Here is a 16760-nt window from a genome sequence, read left to right on the forward strand (position 1 = left end):
AACTACCAATTATTAAATATAGTGAGCGAGAAAGTACCGAATGTTAACGTCGTTGGTTTATGAGTCTGAACATGAGATCTTTCGAGATTCAGTTAAAAAGTTCATGGCTACGGAAGTGGCGCCCTACCATGAGCAGTGGGAAGAAGGCGGACAAGTTGACAGAGGTTTATGGAGGAAGGCGGGTGAACAGGGCTTTCTTGCTCCTACAGTTCCAGAAGAGTACGGTGGGGTCGGAGTTGATTTTCGCTACAACGCCATTCTCGATGAAGAATGTGCTCGCTCTGGGTTTACGGGGCTAGGCTGGAATTTACATTCTGATGTGGCAGTACCGTACATCGTTCGCCTTGGTACAGATGCGCAAAAGAAAAAGTATTTGCCGGCTTGCGTTAGCGGCGATATCGTTACCGCTATTGCCATGACTGAACCCTCTTCCGGATCGGATTTGCAGGGAATAAAAACAACAGCAGTTCGAAATGGTGATTGCTTCTATATAAATGGCTCTAAAACATTTATTACAAACGGCCAGCATGCTGATGTCGTTATCGTTGTTGCAAAAACCGATTCTGGTGCTGGCGCAGGTGGCATAAGTTTGTTCCTGGTGGAAGCTAGTACCGCTGGTTTTACGAAAGGGAGAAACCTGAAGAAAATTGGTTTGAAGGCGCAGGATACGTCTGAACTGTATTTTCAGGATGTCTGCGTACCAGCGGCATCGTTGCTCGGTGAGGAAGGTAAGGGCTTTACCTACTTGATGGAAGAACTGCCGCAGGAGCGTTTGTGCGCTAGCATACTAGCGGTTCACAGTGCTCAAAATATTTTAGAGAAAACCGTCGATTACGTGTCTGAGCGTACCGCGTTTGGTAAACCGATTTCTTCTTTTCAGAATACGCAATTTAAACTTGCCGAGATGGACGCAGAGTTGACATCCGTCGGTGCATTTCTCGATCGATGTTTGGCCCTTCATTTAAACCGAAAATTAGACCGGGTGACCGCGGCAAAGCTCAAGCTGCTAACTACAGACTTGCAGGGGAAAATTATGGATGAGTGCCTGCAGTTGCACGGAGGCTACGGGTATATGTGGGAGTATCCAGTGGCTCGCGCGTGGGCCGACGCGCGAATTCAACGGATCTATGGCGGCACTAACGAAATCATGAAAGTGATTATCAGTCGGGCTTTGCTCAAATTATAGTTGTAGAGCTAATCTGTGCTTATGTCGATAATCTATAAATATACTATTGCTAAAACTAATTTTCAGGGGTGTTTATGTCGGATTCGACGTTGATTCAGGAACAATCAGAAACTGGCGTTTTACGCATTATCTTGAATCGGCCGGAAGTACATAACGCGTTTGACGATATCCAAATTCAGAGCTTGATTGAGGCATTAAGTTACGCACAAAGCGATCCCACCGTAAAAGTCGTTATTCTGGAAGGCTCAGGCAAGAGCTTTTCGGCGGGTGGCGACATCAATTACATGCGTCGCATGGGCAGCAATACGTATGAAGATAATATCGAGGACGCTAGCCGCCTTGCATTGTTAATGAAGACCCTTAATTTTTTGCCTAAACCTACTATTGCGAGGGTACACGGCGCTGCAATGGGCGGTGGCGTTGGCCTGGTTTGTTGTTGTGATTTCGCGATTGCCAGTCCTGCTGCAAAGCTAGCACTTAGCGAAATTAAGCTAGGTATGGTGCCGGCAACAATAGCCCCCTACGTGGTTCAAACGATTGGTCCGAAAGCGGCTAGGCGTTTGTTTATGACCGGAGAAATGTTGAGCGCTGATAGCGCTCTGAAGCTAGGCTTCTTAAGTGAGCTTGTAGAAGAAGATCAGTTAGACGTGCGTATCGCCGAGCTCGCAGCGGTGCTTCTAGCTAACGCGCCCAATGGGCTGAGCAAAGTAAAGAAAATCGTTAGCGATGTTTCTCACGGTGAAATAGACGATGATATGATTGCCGGTACGGTTAAATTTATCGCCGATATTCGTGATTCGGATGAGGGGCGGGAAGGATTGAGCGCCTTTCTAGAAAAGCGGCCTCCTGCCTGGCAGGCTCAAGTCACGAAGAACTGAGAGCACGGAATAGTGTTGGTGTGAAATGAAGTCGATGGTGAAGATAAGCACATTTATACATCTTCTTAGCGTATACAACTTTCCATCGCAAACCTATCTCAAGAGTTTCTATAGCTACTCTTTGTAAAAATACAAATTATCTGCAATGCCTAATAGATCGTATTCTGAAACTTTATACTGACTCGACTAAATGATGGCGGTATGGATATCAGCACTCTTTTTGCCATATAGGACCGTGTAATTGCGGCGGGCAAAGTTCCTGACAATAGTATAGATGGATACAAGATATGAGCCAATTTTCACTAACGGCAGATCAGCAAGCTCTGCTTGATCATGTAGATCGGTTTGCAAAAGATCAGCTCTTACCGCTCGCAGAAAGAATGGACAATGAAGAGTGGTGGCCACCGGAAATTATGAGAAAGATTGGGGAACTTGGTTTCCTTGGCGTTACAGTCGCAGAAAAGTTCGGTGGTGCCGGTATGAGCTTGCTAGAGGCGGGTATCATTTTGCAGGGCATGGCTAGATATAACCATGCCTTCGCATTGTCATGGGTTGCCCACGATAACTTATGTGCAAATAATATCTATAAAAACGGTAGCGCGTACATACAGGAAAAGTATTTGCCAAAATTGTGTTCAGGTGAGTGGATTGGCTGTCTCGGTCTAACTGAGCCCGGGGCCGGTTCCGACGCCCTAGGATCTATGCGTACCAAGGCAATACGTGACGGCGACGATTACGTAATCAATGGAACGAAGATCTATATCACTAATGGCCCGGTTGCTGACGTATGTTTGCTATACGCAAAGACCGAGCAGGGCAAGGGGTCGAAGGGGATTACTGCCTTCGTTGTAGAAACAAACACTCCCGGATTCAAAGTTGCACAAAAGCTGAACAAAATGGGCTTCCGCGGCAGTCAAACGGCGGAGCTCGTTTTTGAAGACATGCGCGTTCCTGCTAGGAATATTGTGGGGGTAGAGCACGAGGGGCATCGCGTGGTAATGAGTGGCTTGGACTTTGAGCGCGCGATGATTGGCCCTATTAATGTTGGTATAGCCGAGCGAGCGCTCGCATTGTCAGTAAATTACGCAAAGACCAGAGAGCAATTCGGAAAGCCAATTGCTGAGTTTCAAATGGTGCAGTCGCGCTTAGCAGATATGTACGTTTGGACGGAAACGATGAAAAACTTCTGTTGGACAGTGCTATCGGAGGTGTCGGGTGTGGATGAGACCCAAGCAGGTCATGGAGAAATTCACGCGCGAACAGCTGCGTCGGTTATGTATTGTGCAGATACATCTAATAAAGTGCTGAATAACGCCGTGCAGATATTTGGCGGCAGTGGATATATATGGGAATCGGAAATTAATCGGCTATTTCGTTCTATTAAATTACTTGAGATCGGCGCAGGTACCACGGAGGTCCGTAAAATGATAATAAGTGGTGAAATGCTGAAGGCATAGTGTGGCGGATGCGCAATGTGAATACGAGCGTCGCAAGGATGTCCGTGTTGTGAGGTGTGGAATTAGTTAAATAGTCATCATCTGCCGTGGTACGCAGTTCCAAATTTCAGTGTGCTCTGTCATATCCCGCCCGCAGCTTCTCAGCAAGCGATGGCCGTCGGCTATTGGCCTGTATGCGTAGATTCTGTGTTTACAGATCTGGCCGGTTATAGTAATTCAATTGGACTATAATATTGGCAAGAATTAAATTTGTTCTAAAAATAAAAAAGTACTAGCGAAATATCATCTAATAATTTTATACGTCGACACGAGCGCGGTGTGCTTTTTGCGTCTTTTCTGTGTTGTCTGTGAACAAGTGGGAATGAACTATGATGAGTTGTACGCAGCCCATTCGACGCGCTGCACAAGTGACACCGAATAATACGGCATTAATCTGCGGTGATAGAAAGCAGACGTTTGCAGAGACTCAGCACCGGATATCCTGCTTGGCGCACTTCCTTGTGGACGGTGGTTTTAAGGAAGGTGATCGCGCTGCATTGCTGGCTTTAAATTCTGATAGATACTATGAGATTTTTTTTGCTATTCCGTGGTCTGGTGGGGTAGTAGTCCCACTTAATATACGATGGTCTTTAGCTGAGCTTCTGTACAGCTTGAATGACTCTGGTGCGAGCGTCATGTTTGTTGATGATATGTTCGTTAGTTTGGCAGAGAAAATTAACGACGAACTCGGAGCAGTGATTAGATTTATATACTTAGGTGATGGCGCGTGCCCTGAATGGATGTCGCGTTATGATGTAATGATGGATGTGAGTGAACCGCTATTAGATTCGGGTCGCTGTGGTGACGATCTGCTGGGCATTTTTTATACCGGTGGTACAACAGGATTCCCAAAAGGTGTCATGTTGTCACACAATAATTTTTACAGCAGCGCGCTTTCTATGATGAGCGAAATGGGGATAAGGACTCCGGACGTGCGTTATTTGCATGCCGCCCCTATGTTTCATATTGCTGACGCCGCCGTGGGTATGGCCAATACATTGGCGGGAAATACCCATGTTTTTATACCTGCATTTGAGCCGTCTTCCGTGATGAGCGCCATCGCAAAATTTGAAGTAACGGATGTGTTACTTGTCCCGACGATGATTGGAATGCTGCTTGAGCATGAAGGGTTCGCATCTGCCAAGTTAAGTTCATTGAGAAAAATAGTGTATGGCGCGTCGCCTATGCCCCTCGGTGTTCTTCATAAAGCGATGGAAAAACTTTCTCACGTGGCCTTGTATCAGGCCTATGGGCAAACCGAGCTGGCGCCAGTTATTACGATACTGCGACCTGAACACCACGTCCTAAAGGGAGACGGTGCAGATAAAGTCCGATCTGCAGGTCAAGCTAGCGTTATTGTCGAGATGAAAGTTATAGATTCTAATGGCGCACCGCTGATTGCTGGCGAAGTTGGTGAGGTTTTGGTGAAAGGTCCGAATACCATGCTTGGCTATTGGGGAATGTCTGAGCAAACCAAATCAACAATCAATGACGGGTGGGTGCACACCGGTGATGCCGGTTATCTAGACGACGATGGGTTTTTATTTCTTGTTGATCGTGTAAAGGACATGATCGTTACCGGTGGCGAAAACGTCTTCTCGGCGGAGATAGAAAATGTGATTTCTCAACATCCGGACGTTTTAGAAGTCGCGGTGATCGGGATTCCCGACTTAAAGTGGGGGGAATCTGTTCATGCCGTTGTACGCCTTAGCCCTTTTAGTTCTCTTGGTGAGAGTGAATTAATAGAATATTGTCGTGCGGCGATAACCGCGTATAAGTGCCCTAGAAGTGTGACCTTTGTGTCAGAACCACTACCGACAACCAGTGTGGGAAAAATATCTAAAAAGGATATTCGTAAACCCTATTGGGATGGCAGTGATAGAGCGATAAATTAGATTTCTAGACGTTTCCGTATACGCTCTCTTAATGAGAAAGTTGCCCTGTTTTTGATATGTGACCTAACGTTACTAATTTACTCAGACTAAATTGATATGCGTCATTCAAGGAAGTTATTCAACAGCGAGCATCTAGACAACGGCCGAAGCGATTTTGGGTGGCTTGTTGGCGCTATATATGACTGCCTTTCCGCTGACCGTCCGGTACAAGATTTGCTAGTTTTGCTAGCCGAATATTTCCACGCTGAGATGGTTTCGCTCGTGCTGAGTGCGCCCAGAAAGGAAAGTAATGGCAAGATCTTAATTGTAAGTCGGCGTAGTTTGGGGGAAGTAAACTTTTATGAGGGCCAGGTTATCCCACTGAGCTCGACCAGAATCGCACAAGTTTCTAAGTCACCTTTATTTCCGGCGTCATTTTTTGTTGACGATACAAAAAAATGTAAGATTTATGATCTGTTTTTAGAGTCGGTTGACTTCTATAATTCGTATACGGTTGATCTATTTGATTGTGGCGAGGCAATGACCTTGCTGAAGATAGGTCGCGGTCGGGGCTTAAATCATTTCTCGGACTTAGAGAAAGACCTAATTAGCGTTCTCGTTCGGCATATAAGACAGTTTATGCGTCTATGTAATCACATTGAGCACCTGGAGATAGAGCGCAATATTTGCCATGATGTTATCGATAAATTCTCGCTGGCATCGATAGTATTAGATCAACGTGGTCTGGTAGTGCATATTAACGGGAGTGCTGAAAAGTTGTTGCGCATAACACCTGAGCTTTGTATTGATACCGGTAGAGTCGTAATAGATGACTTTGCTGCTCAAGAAAAATTCGAAGGGATTATAGCTCGCATGCTTGCTGCGCGGCACAGTGATGCTCCCTGCCAATCAGAAACCATGCGTATTTCGCGGGACGGACATTCGTTAGATATGGGCTTAGCGATACGACCGTTGGCGGGAGCGCGAGATATATCGCCAGGTGCGCCAGCGATAGCTGTATTTATTCGCGATGCAGGATTGTGCTCATCTGCGCCTATCACAGTTGTGAGCGAGCTTTTTGCACTTTCACCTACTGAGTCTCGTGTCGCTGTGTTATTGGCTGATGGCCTTAGTTTAGTTGAAATCACGGAATTTCTTGGTATGGCGCATGCGACGGTGCGTACGCATCTTAGGTCTGTATTTAAGAAGATGGGCGTTGACCGTCAGGCATTAGTTGTAAGATTGATCATAACTAGCGTGGCAAATTTAGCGTAGCCACTTCTTTGTTTTCCTGTTGGAATTATCTGTTTATCTGCCTGAGATTGTATAGTGACCGTGTTTTATCCTCCTAGTTTGGTACAGAAAGCGGCATGAAGATTACTTTGCACAATTACCCTATTTTTAACTTTGTATTGCTGGGCATGTTACTTTGGTTTGGGAAGTACTTTATAGAATGGCAAAATAGCTATCGTATAGAGGCACCTAGCGATGAAGTGCTTCAGGTCCAGTATCAGGACTGGGCGCGTCAACACCGAGTATTCCCTAACGCTGAGCAGCAGCAAGAGATTAGGCATTCAGAACTTGCCAGTCGCGTTTCTGTCGCTGAGGCCCTGCGGCGCGGTTTGTATCTTGATGATCCGATTATCTATCAGCGTCTGCTTAAAAATGCAGATTTTCTAGGGATTGAAGGTGACGAATCACAAAAGATCAGCGACGCATTAGCGCTCGACTTGCATAAGAGTGATGAGCTTATACGGCGGCGACTTGTGCAAAGTATAGAGTTAGAAGGGCGCGCTACAGCCTATCCCCTACCCGAGGTTGACGAAGGGGCGTTGCGTGCCCGCTACGCCGAACATCTTGATAGATGGAAGATTTCTCCACGCATTGAATTTCATCATGTCTATTTGAGTGCAGATAACCCCAATATTCAGTCGAAAGTGGCTTCTTTGCAGGAGATTTTACGGTCAAACTCGATTTCTGACGAACAAGCTTATTCGCTCGGAGATCCCTTCTTATTGGGTAATAAAATGTCGCTGACAGAGCTGCCCAGATTAAAAGATACCTTTGGAGACGATTTCGCCAAAGCTTTAAACGAAGTGGCGGTCGCTAAAAAACCAGCAGGAAACTTAGCGTCTTGGGTTGGACCTCTGGGCTCAGCGTATGGGTCCCATTTCGTAAAAATAATAGCGTTTAAGGACAAATCCTACCGCGATTTCAACGAGGTAAAATTTATCCTTCAGCAAGAGTATGTATTGGAATTAGAGAATAAAGCGCTTAAAAGATATCTAGAAAAATTGCTAGATAAGTACAAGTTTCAGTGAGGATGCCATTAGTCGATATGCGGCATATAAAAATACTGTTCACCTCTGCCACGCTCATTTTTTGTAGCTTTTACAGTGTGGGTGCGAGTGCCCATAAGTTAGCTCCGTCGCTACTAAAAATTATCGAAACCGATACGGGTATTTATCAAATTGTATGGCGCACGCCCAAGAACGCTGAAGTATCACCTCGGCCGGTTTTTCCGGAATCATGCGAGAGTACTAAGGCGACCGTTGTTTCTGTTAATACAGCATTTGAGCATCGCTGGCACGAGGTATGTCAGGACGGCTTAGCTGGGAAACTTATTCGAATTGATTCCTTGGGAGCCAGTCGAACTGTCGCGATGCTTAATTTTAAGCCTCTGAGTGGCGTACCTCAGCAACGTATACTCACGGTGGATGCGCCGAACTATATAGTGCCAGAAGGGCAAGGTGGTGGCTCGGTATTTACTCAGTATGTTCAGTTGGGTATCGAGCACATTCTTGTTGGTACAGATCATCTCTTTTTTGTAACTGCCTTGCTGTTGCTCGCCACTTCGTGGCGATCGCTGCTTAAAACAGTTACAGCCTTTACGCTGGGACACAGTGTTACATTGGCCCTAGTCAGTCTTGGGTTAATTCCGCACTGGCCTGCCTTGGTTGAATTTTCGATTGCGGTAACAATATTGATTCTTGCCCTGGAGTTGAGCCGACCCACTGAAGGGGAGGGGCAGCATTATATTCGTAGGCATCAATGGTTGGTGGCCAGCGCGTTTGGACTTGTTCACGGCCTGGGTTTTGCGGGAGTACTTCAGGAAATTGGTCTCCCATACGGAGACGTGATATCTGCGTTACTCGCGTTTAATGTCGGCATTGAATTAGGACAACTTGTCTTTGTTGGGTTTGTCGCCGGTTTATTTTTTATATTGCGTCGTAGCTCGATACCCGCTTATCAATTCCTTAGATCTGCAAGTATTTTAGCTATGGGCGGATTTTCCGTTTATTGGTGCCTGGATCGTGGTACAGAGATGTTGGGCCAAATTTTGTAGCGTTTTCCCTTTTGTTGTTTGCCACTAAAATAACAATTCAGGGATGAGGGTACGCTATAAATTAGATGTACTTCGCGATAGGCCGTTATCTACGTGCAAATCAACCATATGGGATTAGGGGGTTCGCTCGCGGCCGCGGACTCCCCTCCCATGTGGATTAATCTAAGTTGCCGAAGTTATAGCGGAAATCTATAGAGTATTGGGTTTCATCTGGATGAGTAATCGCAACGTAGTTACCACCTTGAATTATTGTGTCTAACACCATCATTCTTTCCTGTTCCTCGGTCAAGTTCTTTGCATTGAATATGACTGCCCAACGCTTATTTTCCGGGCCAATAGCTAAGCGTGCATTGAGCTTGGTGGTCGCTTCCTGGAAGGTCTTTTCGTCTAAATCGTAGTCTAAGTAATGCTCGCCTTGATAGAGTACGTCGAGTGCAAACATAGCGCCCAAGCCCCAGCTAGGAATAATTGGGAAACGCATTGTCGGGGTGAGACTGGCGGAAATTTTCGGATTATAAGGTAGTTGTTTGCCGCTAAGGTCTTGCGATGGCGCCGCGTCTTGTCCGCATTCGGGTGCGGCATCTCTGTCATCCCAGGTTGTCGGGCCGCAGGGGAAGTTGCCGTATTTCGTTTCGTTGAAACCGAGACTACCCTGTACTGTCAGCCATGGCATTGGCGGCAGCCAGTTAAAGTCCACCTCGACGCCCCAGGACTCGGCTTCTTCCACATTTGTGGTGAATATCGCCGTGCCGTCAAAAATATTTAGCTGCAGATTGTCAAACTGCATGCTGTAAAGGGTGGCATTCACCTCTAACGTTTGTTGGAGAAGTCTACTTTTAATACCTAGCTCGGCGGATAATGCTTCTTCTGGTTTATATTGTAGGTATCTCGTGTGGATAACTGGGCCGGAAAAGCCACCGCTCTTAAACCCCTTGGATATATTTCCAAATACCGTTAGTTCGTCTACCGGCGACCAACTTATGGCAATCTTCGGCGAGAACTCATCCTCATTTATTTGATCTTTCTCGTAGTAATTTTCGGAGCCATTGGTAATGGAGGGTACTGGCGAGTCGGAATAGTTAGATTGCTCGCCGGCAATGGTTTCCGTTCCTATCCGCAAGCCAAGTGTTGTGATGACGGAGTCTGAAAGATGCCAGTCAGCCTGCCCAAACAGCGCGTAAGTCTCTGATTTAGTGTGGACAGAAGTTTCGATAATAACATCTTCGGCGAGCCCCGAGGTTATGCCGATATCGGCGAGTTGAGAAAATAACCCGCCTAGAAAAGCGGGTAGTGGCACTCCGCGCCCCTCTGCAATTACCGGTGCTAATGCGATCAAACCGTCGTACACAATGAAGGTCTTTTGGCTTACATTGGACTCCGCTTGGCCTGCGAAAACCCCAAACATCCAATCAATTGATTCGCCCCAGCCAAAAAGGGGAAGGCTGTCAGCGCTGTAACGTAGTTCAAACTGCTGTTGCTTATATCGGTCAGGGCCGTCAGTTTGGAAATAGCCGGAATTGATGGGGCTGAAATCTGTATCTAATAGAAAAGGGGTGTCGATTCTGGCCCAGCTGACCAAGGCGCTGATACTGCTGTTTCGAAATTGTAAAAAGTCACCAATATCGATATTCGCTTTCAGCGCAATGGCATCGCTAGCACGATTAGAATATGTTGGAGAATTAGAAGATCGGGTGTCATTAAACTCGTCATCCTCTATTTTTGGATCTCTCTGTGCATAGGTGCTGCGTGCGGTGTCTGTAAGATGGGAGCTCTGAAAGCCATTACCTACGCCCTCATATTCAGTGCTAAAGGCGATTAGCTTAAGTTCTATGTCTTCATGGGGGAGGTAATCAAGTCGCACACGTACTGATTCATCTTTAAATTCCTCTTTTTCGTCGTTGCGCGCGGTATTGTATAGCCCAAGATATTTCTCCCGCTTTCGCCAACTGATGCGAGCAGCAAGAACATCGTCAATAATCGGGAAGCTAACCGCCGCTTCGTAACGCTTGCCATCGAGTCGCTCTTCCGCCACTTGGACGTAGCCTTCTGGCTCAAAAGATGGCGATTTTGTGGTGAAGTTCAGCACGCCGGCTATGGTGTTTTTCCCGAACAATGTTCCCTGGGGGCCGCGTAACACTTCCAACCTTTCCAGGTCGAATACGCCGTCATTGGTGAATGTGCTGCGACCGTAGCTTATACCATCAATCACTAATCCTACCGAGGGCTCTATATTTCTTGCCAGCGGTGGAGATCCGAAACCACGGATCATTGTTGAACTATACTGCGGGTTTGACGCAGTGAATTTAACATTAGGTGTATATTGTACTAAGTCTTGAGCGTCAACAATTGCAGCTTCGCTAGCCATATCTCCCGATAAAGCCGAGACCGACATGGGTACGTCTTGAAGGCTCTGGGCTCGCTTTTGAGCAGTAACAATCACCTCTTCGAGCACTCTGCCTTGATTAGCTTGCGTGGAAAGAGCGATTGAACTAGCGGAAAACATAAGAACTATTACGCAAGGGCGTACATTAAATTTCGATGTCATGTGATTTGCTCAAGTTATTATTTTATGTTCGGGGAATCGTGCGTCCCGATTGCCCTAATTTATGATTTCGCTTTCGGCTACTTATACTTACTAGTTCTAGTTCTAGTTCTAGTTCTAGTTCTAGTTCTAGTTCTAGTTCTAGTTCTAGTTTTTATTCCAAATTGAGGAGATTTAGTTAACGCGAGCGAGTCAATACTATGATTCTATAGAGTATGAATTTTCACCAGAAGATCGCATTCGTGAACACTAAATAGACAAGCGGTGGCTAATCGGAGAAAGGTCGTGATCCATAATTATTGATCAATGTCAAAATCCCACTTAATTTTCAGGCCATAAAGTCGCGGTGGAGCTAGGGTAACCGTGCGGCCAAAGTCCTGTTGAAGAATGCTGCTAAAGTAGTCTTTGTCTTTGGCGTTATCAACGAAGGCAGTGAGTTGAAGTCCCCAGGGGTTGTAGAAGTAACTAGCACGCGCAGACCAGATCTCATACTGATCTTGTACATAGAAGGGGGAGTTTTGCGGCGTAGTGAAGTACTCGCTTTTGTAGGAGTAATCTACTGCAATCTCGATGGCGCTGGCATCGCCAATATTGACGTATTGATTGACCGAAACCGACGACGAAAATTTGGGCGTGCGCGGCACGCGGTTGCCAGTGAAATCACGGGGCCCGTTGACAATGTCACCAATTGGAAGCGGCAGCTCGATGCCCAGTAAGGCGAGCGGTATATCTTCTAAACCGCCGGGGCCAAAATAGAGACCAGTTGTGTCGTCGAAGCCTTCGCCATTTTTATAGTCGGAAAATTCAGAGTTTATGTAAGTCGCGCCTCCGGTCACGGCTAAGCCGGGATTGAATTCAGGCATCGGTTGCCATTGAAAATCAAACTCGATACCTTTTGCTTCTGCCGTACCGGCATTGGAATAACGTACAGTTGCGCCAGACGTAAACGAAACTATACCTGTTAAAAGGTCTTTGGTTTTAGATGCAAAAATTGCTGCATTGAACGTCAAGGTCTTGTCTAGCCACTCTGATTTAAAACCTAGTTCAGCTGCGGTGGCTTCTTCGCCTTCAACGGCATTCGGGTTGCCAAAGAAATTAACGATGTTATAGGTCGGGCTCTTATAGCCGCGCTGTAAGGAAGCGTAAACTTGAGTGGCTTCGTTTGGAAACCATTGCAGGGCAATTTTTGGCGAGAAAGTTTCTTCTTCAAGCGGCGGTGCATCAAATTCTGAAATGAGAATATTGCGCGAGTAATCATTACCCTCGTAATAGGCTTGCGAAATACCGGGGGTAAGGGTATCGACTAGATAGAGGTTCGCGTTGCCGATTTCTCTAGTTTCCTCTTGGTATCTCGCGCCGAAAGTAAGCCCCCATTCACTACTAAAATTATATGTTCCCTGGAAATAGATAGCGTCAGATTCGGTGTAAAGTAAACCGCCTGATTCCAAGGTTACCTTTGGGGTTCCCGCTAGAATATCGCCAAGTTCCTCGGGTAGAAGGCCGGTAGCAAAGCCGTTGTTAAGAAAAAAGAATAGACGTCCAAAGCCACCTTCGGCTTCCAGCCGGTAATAGCCCGCAACCCATTCAAATTTATCTGCGCCAGGCGTGTACTGATTGGATAGGAGTTGTAACTCGTAGGTTTTTTGTTCGTTGTACTGATCGTAGGTAAAAAAGCCTGCACGATCTTCATCAGTGGAGTCATAATCAAACTGGCCAAAGTCGACCTTGGCTAACTGGTCGCCGTAAGTAAATTTAAGGTCTACAGGGCCTGGCCGCCACTCAAGAGTAGCGCCAGCCATGGTATTGATTGTGCCATTTCCCCCTTTGAAATTGGTGTCAGTATTTCGGTCTGCTTCGTCTACCTCAGCGCCAGCGCCAAGAATTAAAGAGGGACGGGTATTTTCCTGTACTAATGAATTTCCGTTGAACTGATTAATATACGATCCGATTAGGGTTGCCGAGAATATATCGCTGTCCCATTTAATTTTTATTCTGCCGCCCTCAGAAAAGTCCTCCCTAATTGGAAAGTAATTGCCATTACTAAAATTATCACCGTAATTCTCCTGGCTATCTTTGAAGCCGGCGAATGTAATACCGAGGCCATCAATGATGGGTAGCCCGAGATATGCTTGGAATTGCTGCGCGTCGTAGTTGCCTGCTACGTACTTAATGCTACCGACGATCTCGTCCACCGGCGGGTCTTTTGTGATAATGCTAATCGCCCCGGCTGTGGCGTTCCTGCCAAACAAAGTGCCCTGTGGGCCTTTTAAAACCTCGACCCGTTCTACTGGTCCTAAGGTGTCTTGTTTTCCCTGACTTGCGGGGATATTAATACCGTCGATATACGTTGCCACGCTGGGATCCGCATTTGGTAGAAATGCATCACTACCTACACCGCGGATATAGATTAATGTATATCCATAGGTATACGTGAATGTAACTCCCGGCGTAATTCGTTGTAGATCAGCGGTATCTTCAATATTGAATGCATCTAGTTTGTCGCCCGAAAAAGCCTGTATTGCAATCGGCACGTCCTGCGAGTCTTGCTCGCGTTTTTGGGCAGTAACTACTATCTCTTCGATCAGACGGTTTTTTCTGACATTGTCAGTGTCTTTTGCGGCTTGCGCGATTACCCACGTCGGAAGACAAGATATGGCGGCGATAACTAGCGGTAAACTTGTTTTCATAGGCAGTGATACCAATACTTTCTTATAGTTACTAATAATGAACAATGAAATCAAATTAATCACAGGCGCGGCGCTTGACCGAGTCGTTCGCACGGCATATGGGTAACAACCGAACTCTGAGTTACATAAGTATTTTGTAGCTCATTGCTACGTCTCATTTTCCATAAAACGTGCTTAATTAAAGCTCGCATTCTGATCGCATTTTGATCAGAGGGGGCTCCAGAGTATTGTGGAATGCCGTGCGGCTCGACGTTTTAGGGCCTGAAAGCGGAATCGATATGGCAAATACGAGCAATAATCGAATAGTAATTCAGCCGAAATACTGATTAATTGTTTAGCGAAAATATTGCGGATTCTGCTTGTTGTGAGGTGGCTGTTGTTTGCAGAAAAAGGGCATTTAGCGGCTAGGTGGACACGCTTTGGCAGCAGGTATGAATGTTAAATTGCATAGTAAAATAAAACTGTAGAGATCTGTATATGACAAATTCAGAGAAACCTCGACTGGTAATTTATGGCGTCGGCCAGTTCGGAAAACACGTTGTACGTTTTGCTGTGCAGAAGGGCTGGCCAATAGTCGCGGCCGTGAATCGCGCTGGTGACAAAGTGGGTAAAGATGTAGGAGAGTTGGCGGGTATTGAAGCGCTTGGTGTGCTTGTTCAGGATTGCGATAGCGTAGATTACGCAAGTCTAGATGCCGATATTGGCGTGGTAACGACAACCAACTTACTAGATGTAAATCACCAAGCGCATACTCGTTTGTTGAGTGCCGGCTTAAATGTGGTCTGTCATGGTACGGAATCGTATTACCCTAAAGCTAACAACCCTGAATTAGCAGTTAAGTTAGATGCCCTCGCAAAAGAGCGTGGCGTGACATTCACCGGGTCGGGAATATGGGATATGTCGCGTATTTGGTCCGGGATGTTAGTCGCTGGCCCGACAGTGGAATTAACCTCGCTTTTCCATTCTAGTCGAACTGATATTGTTCCTCAGTGCGAGAGTAAAGAGCAGACTTACCCGTTTGGTAATACCCTCACCGTTGAGGAATTTCACGCGAGAGGTTTGAGTAAAAATCCGATAGCAAAATCGTACAAGTCTATTCCCGAACACGTCTTGGCTGGATTGGGATACACCATTAAGAATACTAAATCCTATGTTGAGCCAGCAGTGTTTGATGAGGATTATGAAAGTGAGTTTATGGAGTGCGTTATTCCGGCGGGCAACTGCGTTGGTATTCGGATAATTGCAGAAATTGAAACGGAAGAAGGCGTGACGGCCAAGTCGGAAATCGAGGTGCGCCATTTTAGGGATGACGATGTTGAGCATATGTTTTGGGAGGTAAACGGTAACCCGAAAGCGCGAATGCGAGTAGAGCGCGAAGACTCCTCGTATATGTCGGCAGCTTGCCTATTCAACCGTATACCCGACGTTATTGCTGCACCGCCAGGTATTCAGCCGGTGTCCAAATTGGGGCCGCTGAAATCAACCGCGCTGATCAACACCAGATCTTAATCAGCGGCAGGATTTTATCTAAATATTATAATTTAAGGGTTCAATATGTTGGATAAACAGCGGTATGAGGCGCAATGCCTAGAGTTAGATGCGGGTAAGCTGATTGTGGAAGCGCAGCGCTTAGCTGGTTTGACAGATTTCGGACCATTCGAGTTTGAAACGGCTTTAAGAAAATTGCTTGATTGTTTTGCGAAAGATATGCCGCTCAGTGAGCAGGGCATGGCGCTACTTAAGGCAGATATAGTCCGCCTGCTAGTCAACCGCTTGCGCATGGAACGAGATATCAAGGCGCATCCAGAGATTTTGCAAGAAGACGTATCCGATCCGTTCATTATCATCGGTCTGCCAAGATCAGGCACAACTAAACTGCATAAAATGTTCTCCGCTCCAGATACGGTACAGAAAACATTGTTTTGGCGAATGCAAAACCCCGCACCCTTTCCAGATGCAGTGCCAGGAGAGCCAGATCCAAGAATTGCTGCTATCGCGAACTCAGGCCTTCTAACCGATGATAATCCAGATATGAACGCGGCGCACCCGATCGCGATAGAGGAGGTCGAGGAAGAGGGGCTTGTATATCAGATGAGCTTCAAGGACTACACGTGGAGTCAGCTGTTGGACAGCCCAGAATATTTTGACTGGATAATGTCGGAGTCGAGTACAGAAGGCTACAGCTTGGCCAAGCGTGTTTTTCAGTATCTGCAGTGGCAGGACGGCGGTAAGCGTGGCCGGCCCTGGGTCTTTAAATCTGTTCCGCATTTTGCTTATTTGGATACCTTGCTTGAGCATTTCCCAAGAGCGACGTTTATACAGCCGCATCGCGACCCGCACAAATGCATTCCATCCTTTGCAAAATTTACCAGCGGCTTGGCGCACATCTATGCCGACTCGCTTGATGAACATAAACACGGAGCTGAAACATTAAGAACCTGGAGTATTGCAATGAAGCGCTTCCTCGATGTGCGGGACCGTTTGCAATTAGATGATCGCATCCTCGATGTGGATTACGAGCTTGTGCGCCACGATCCAATGAAAATAGTGCGTGAGGCCTATGCAAAGTCGCCTTATGAGTTAAGCCCTGAGGCCGATGAGAAAATGTTGGCTTGGCATACACACAACGTTCAGGGTAAGCACGGCAAGCATGAGTACTCGCTGGCGGAATTCGGCTTAACGCCCGATGATATAGAAGATAACTTTGGTCACTACATGAGCCGATTTATAAATAAGCACTGATACCTTTAG

General features: G+C 46.5%; 11 protein-coding genes. 9 read left to right on the forward strand and 2 right to left on the reverse strand.

Annotated elements, in window-relative coordinates; translation table 11 throughout:
• Positions 1-40 precede the first annotated feature (40 nt).
• The 7 genes from KXJ70_RS11085 to KXJ70_RS11115 all read left to right on the forward strand — a co-directional run bounded on the left by KXJ70_RS11085 (position 41) and on the right by KXJ70_RS11115 (position 8780).
• Complete coding sequence (locus tag KXJ70_RS11085; protein ID WP_219043566.1) at positions 41-1186, forward strand: acyl-CoA dehydrogenase family protein; 1146 nt, start codon at positions 41-43, stop codon at positions 1184-1186.
• Positions 1187-1260: 74 nt separating this feature from the next.
• Positions 1261-2064 (forward strand): enoyl-CoA hydratase-related protein, encoded by an 804-nt coding sequence (locus KXJ70_RS11090; protein WP_219043567.1) that lies wholly within the window; start codon positions 1261-1263, stop codon positions 2062-2064.
• Between the two features lie 287 nt (positions 2065-2351).
• Complete coding sequence (locus tag KXJ70_RS11095) at positions 2352-3521, forward strand: acyl-CoA dehydrogenase family protein (RefSeq protein ID WP_219043568.1); 1170 nt, start codon at positions 2352-2354, stop codon at positions 3519-3521.
• 368 nt (positions 3522-3889) lie between these two features.
• A complete protein-coding gene (locus tag KXJ70_RS11100) occupies positions 3890-5455 on the forward strand; it encodes a long-chain-fatty-acid--CoA ligase (RefSeq protein WP_219043569.1) in 1566 nt (521 codons plus the stop codon).
• A 519-nt stretch (positions 5456-5974) separates the two neighbouring features.
• The gene (locus KXJ70_RS11105; protein ID WP_219043570.1) at positions 5975-6709 is read left to right on the forward strand and encodes a helix-turn-helix transcriptional regulator; all 735 of its coding nucleotides are present in this window, start codon (positions 5975-5977) and stop codon (positions 6707-6709) included.
• Positions 6710-6804: 95 nt separating this feature from the next.
• Positions 6805-7755: a peptidylprolyl isomerase gene (locus KXJ70_RS11110; protein ID WP_219043571.1), complete on the forward strand. Its 951-nt coding sequence runs from the start codon at positions 6805-6807 to the stop codon at positions 7753-7755.
• A gap of 17 nt (positions 7756-7772) precedes the next feature.
• Positions 7773-8780: a HupE/UreJ family protein gene (locus tag KXJ70_RS11115; protein WP_219043572.1), complete on the forward strand. Its 1008-nt coding sequence runs from the start codon at positions 7773-7775 to the stop codon at positions 8778-8780.
• Positions 8781-8937: 157 nt separating this feature from the next.
• Here KXJ70_RS11115 and KXJ70_RS11120 read toward each other — a convergent pair whose 3' ends face one another.
• Together KXJ70_RS11120 and KXJ70_RS11125 are read right to left on the reverse strand one after the other, a co-directional pair.
• Entirely contained in the window at positions 8938-11325 is a 2388-nt protein-coding gene (locus KXJ70_RS11120; protein WP_369409774.1) for a TonB-dependent receptor, read from the reverse strand.
• 293 nt (positions 11326-11618) lie between these two features.
• Complete coding sequence (locus KXJ70_RS11125; protein WP_219043574.1) at positions 11619-14009, reverse strand: TonB-dependent receptor; 2391 nt, start codon at positions 14007-14009, stop codon at positions 11619-11621.
• Between the two features lie 477 nt (positions 14010-14486).
• On the opposite strand from KXJ70_RS11125, the gene KXJ70_RS11130 reads away from it, so the two are divergent.
• Together KXJ70_RS11130 and KXJ70_RS11135 are read left to right on the forward strand one after the other, a co-directional pair.
• Positions 14487-15518 carry a hypothetical protein gene (locus KXJ70_RS11130; RefSeq protein ID WP_219043575.1) on the forward strand — a complete coding sequence of 344 codons (1032 nt, stop codon included), beginning with the start codon at positions 14487-14489 and terminating at the stop codon, positions 15516-15518.
• 45 nt (positions 15519-15563) lie between these two features.
• A complete protein-coding gene (locus KXJ70_RS11135) occupies positions 15564-16751 on the forward strand; it encodes a sulfotransferase family protein (protein WP_219043576.1) in 1188 nt (395 codons plus the stop codon).
• The last annotated feature ends 9 nt before the right edge of the window (positions 16752-16760 follow it).

It is taken from the genome of Zhongshania aquimaris (assembly GCF_019312595.1).
Taxonomy (GTDB): Bacteria; Pseudomonadota; Gammaproteobacteria; order Pseudomonadales; family Spongiibacteraceae; genus Spongiibacter; species Spongiibacter aquimaris.